Source organism: Actinomadura sp. NPDC049753, assembly GCF_040674655.1.
GTDB classification, from domain to species: Bacteria; Actinomycetota; Actinomycetes; order Streptosporangiales; family Streptosporangiaceae; genus Spirillospora; species Spirillospora verrucosospora.
In genome coordinates this window covers 1-3,052 of record NZ_JBFARL010000392.1, presented here as the reverse complement: position 1 = coordinate 3,052, position 3,052 = coordinate 1, and the positions used below count along the sequence as shown (strand labels likewise).

At 75.2% G+C, this 3,052-nt stretch carries 3 protein-coding genes and 2 pseudogenes; 1 reads left to right on the top strand and 4 read right to left on the bottom strand.

From position 1 onward, the window contains the following. From AB0K37_RS41415 to AB0K37_RS41405, 3 genes and pseudogenes are all read right to left on the bottom strand, one after another. Positions 1–260 (bottom strand): annotated as a pseudogene (locus tag AB0K37_RS41415) (hypothetical protein); the annotation flags it as partial. Then, complete coding sequence (locus AB0K37_RS41410) at positions 257–1,450, bottom strand: acyl-CoA dehydrogenase family protein (RefSeq protein WP_363991507.1); 1,194 nt, start codon at positions 1,448–1,450, stop codon at positions 257–259. The gene AB0K37_RS41410 and the pseudogene AB0K37_RS41415, both read right to left, overlap by 4 nt. 161 nt (positions 1,451–1,611) lie before the next feature. Beyond that, positions 1,612–2,010 (bottom strand): nuclear transport factor 2 family protein, encoded by a 399-nt coding sequence (locus AB0K37_RS41405; protein ID WP_363991504.1) that lies wholly within the window; start codon positions 2,008–2,010, stop codon positions 1,612–1,614. Positions 2,011–2,091: 81 nt separating this feature from the next. On the opposite strand from AB0K37_RS41405, the gene AB0K37_RS41400 reads away from it, so the two are divergent. Beyond that, the gene (locus tag AB0K37_RS41400) at positions 2,092–2,685 is read left to right on the top strand and encodes a helix-turn-helix domain-containing protein (RefSeq protein WP_363991501.1); all 594 of its coding nucleotides are present in this window, start codon (positions 2,092–2,094) and stop codon (positions 2,683–2,685) included. A 26-nt stretch (positions 2,686–2,711) separates the two neighbouring features. Here AB0K37_RS41400 and AB0K37_RS41395 read toward each other — a convergent pair. Further along, positions 2,712–3,052 (bottom strand): annotated as a pseudogene (locus AB0K37_RS41395) (AAA family ATPase); the annotation flags it as partial.

The following is a 3,052-nucleotide window of genomic DNA, read 5'->3' as shown; positions in this document are numbered from 1 at the left end:
CCTGTACGCGCTGGACGCGACGGGCGCCGGCCGGTTCCCGGCCCACGAGGAGTGGCTGGCGGAGCGGGCGTCGAACCCGCGGCGCGGGACCGGGAGGCGCAGCCGAGCTGGACGGCGAGCGCCCGCCACAGCGGCGCGTCGTAGGGCTCGTTCTTCTCCGTGCCCGCGAGGACCGAGGCCCAGGGCGCCAGGTCGCCCAGCACCTCGCGGACGCTCGCCCGCAGGTCGTTCTCGATCTCGCCGTACAGCAGGTCGCTCATCGGGGCAGGTCCTTCCACGCCACGTCCTTGTCGACGCGGATCTCGCCGGGCAGGCCGAGGACGCGCTCGGCGATGATGTTGCGCAGGATCTCCGAGGTGCCGCCCTCGATGGAGTTGCCCTTGGCGCGCAGGTAGCGGTAGCCGGGCGAGCGGCGGGTGAAGTCGACCTCGGTGGGGCGGCGCATCGTCCAGTCGTCGTAGCGCAGGCCCTCCTCGCCGAGCAGCTCCAGCTCCAGGCCGGACACCTCCTGGTTGAGCCTGGCGAAGGCCAGCTTGGCGCCCGACCCCTCGGGGCCGGGCTGCCCGGCGGTGAGCTGCTGGCGCAGCCGCGCCCCGGTGAGCCGGGCCGCCTCGGTCTCCACCCACGCGCGCAGCAGGGCGTCGTGCAGGCCGGGGGTGCGCAGCTCCGGGCGGTTCCGCCAGAGCGCGGCGACGACGCCGATCATGCCGCTCTCGCGCGGCGCGGCGCTGCCGCCGATGGCGACCCGCTCGTTCATGAGCGTCGTGGTGGAGACCTGCCAGCCCTGCCCGACCTCGCCGAGCCGGTGCTCGTCGGGGATCCGCACGTCGGTGAGGAACACCTCGTTGAACTCGGCCTCGCCGGTGATCTGCCGCAGCGGGCGGACCTCGACGCCCGGCGCGGTCATGTCGCAGACGAAGTAGGTCATGCCGCGGTGCTTGGGGACGTCCGGGTCGGTGCGGGTGACGAGGATCGCCCAGCGCGCCTCGTGCGCCATGGACGTCCACACCTTCTGGCCGTTGACCGTCCAGGCGTCGCCGTCGCGGACGGCGCGGGTGGCGAGCGCGGCCAGGTCGGAGCCGGCGCCGGGCTCGCTGAACAGCTGGCACCACAGCTCCTCGCCGGTCCACAGCGGGCGCAGGAAGCGGCGCTTCTGCTCCTCGGTGCCGAAGGCGAGGATCGTCGGGGCCGCCATGCCGAGCCCGATGCCGTTGCGCTCGGGATGGTTGGTCGGGGCGCCCGCCTCGGCGAACCGGCGGTCGACGGCGGGCTGCAGGTGCCGCGGGGCGCCGAGCCCGCCGAGTCCCTCGGGGTAGTGCACCCAGGCGAGCCCGGCGTCGAACCGGGCCCGCAGGAACTCCAGGGGTCCGGTCGCCGCGGGGTCGTGGGCGGCGAGGAACTCGCCGACCCGCCTGCTCAGCTCGTCGGCGTCGGGCGGTGCTGTGCTCACGGGGCCTCCGCGCGGGGCGTGGGTGGCGGCGGCCACCCGGAACGGGGCATACCAACCGGTCGGTATGCCGGACGCGTCCACCCTAGGAACGGCCGGGACGGCCAGTCAACCGCCGCCTTACCGCGCGAACGCCCCGGCGGGGGACGCGGCGCCCGGGGGCGTCACGCCATCGCCTCGTCGAACGCGCGGTGGTGGGCGTAGTCGCGGGACTCCACGATGTGCCCGTCGCGCACCCGCAGGACGAAGATGTTGGGCACGACGAACTCCCGCCCGTTCGCGGTGTTGCGGCCCGCGTACTCGAACTCCGTGATGATCACCTCGGGGTCGGCGGTCTCGTGCACGACGACGTTGCGCGCCTTCAGCTCCACGGGCAGCGTCTCCAGCTGCTCGAAGTGCCGGCGCAGCGCCTCCCGGCCCTCCAGCCGCGACGCCGGGTGGGCGAACGGGTGGACGACCACGGCGTCCTCCGCGTACAGCTGCGGCAGGCCCTCCGGCCGCAGTCCGGTGATCCCGTCGATCAGCCGCTGGAAGACGGCCCGGGGGCTGGCGAACTCTGACATGCGGTCTCCCCTAGAATCGGAGTACGGGCTCCGCATGAGAAAATACGGAGCCAAGACTCCACTTGTCAACGGAAGGCAGCGATGACGTCACCCGCCCCCGGCAGGCCGCTGCGCGCCGACGCCCTGCGCAACCGCGCCAAAGTCCTCGCCGCGGCCGAGGAGGTCTTCGCCGTCCAGGGGACCGCCGCCTCCACCGAGGAGGTCGCGCGCAAGGCGGGGGTCGGCATCGGGACGGTGTTCCGGCACTTCCCCACCAAGGAGTCGCTGCTGGAGGCCGTGCTCGTCGCCCTGCTGGAGCGGCTGGCGGCCGAGGCGCGGGACCTGCGGTCCGCGGACGACCCGGGCGCGGCGTTCTTCGGCTTCTTCACCCGGGTGGTCTCGCAGGCGGCCGCCAAGCAGGCCGTCACCGAGGCGCTGGCCGAGGCCGGCGTCGACGCCCGGGAGGCCACCGGGCGCGCCGGACCGGATCTGAAGGCCGCGCTCGGGGTCCTCCTCGGCCGGGCGCAGGAGACCGGCGCCGTCCGCGCCGACGTCGGGCCGGGCGAGGTCATGGCGCTGCTGGCCGGCATGTCCTACGCGGCGGGACGCGCCGGGGCCCGCGAGGACGTCCTGCGGATCGTCTTCGAAGGGCTGCGCACGCGGGAGCGGCCGAGCCGGCCGGGCGCGCCCGGGTAGGACGCGCCCGTGTAGGGCGCACCCGGCTACGGCGCCGCCAGCTCGGCGGGCAGGTCGTCCTCGTGCAGCACGGTCAGCGTGGTGACGGCGCGGGTCAGCACGACGTAGAGGCGGGCGAGGCCGCGGGTCTCGGCGGCGGCGATGGCGGCGGGCTCGGCGACGATAACGTGGTCGTACTCCAGGCCCTTGGCGAGGGTCGCGGGGATGACGAGCAGCCGTCCGGCGCCGGCCGACTCCGGCCCGAGGACCTCGTGCTCCAGCCCGGCGGCCTCCAGGGCCGCCGCGTGCGCGCCCGCCCGCGCGTCCGGGACGATCAGGCCGACCGAACCGGGGCGGGCGAGGGCGGCGCGGGCGGCCTCGACCGTCG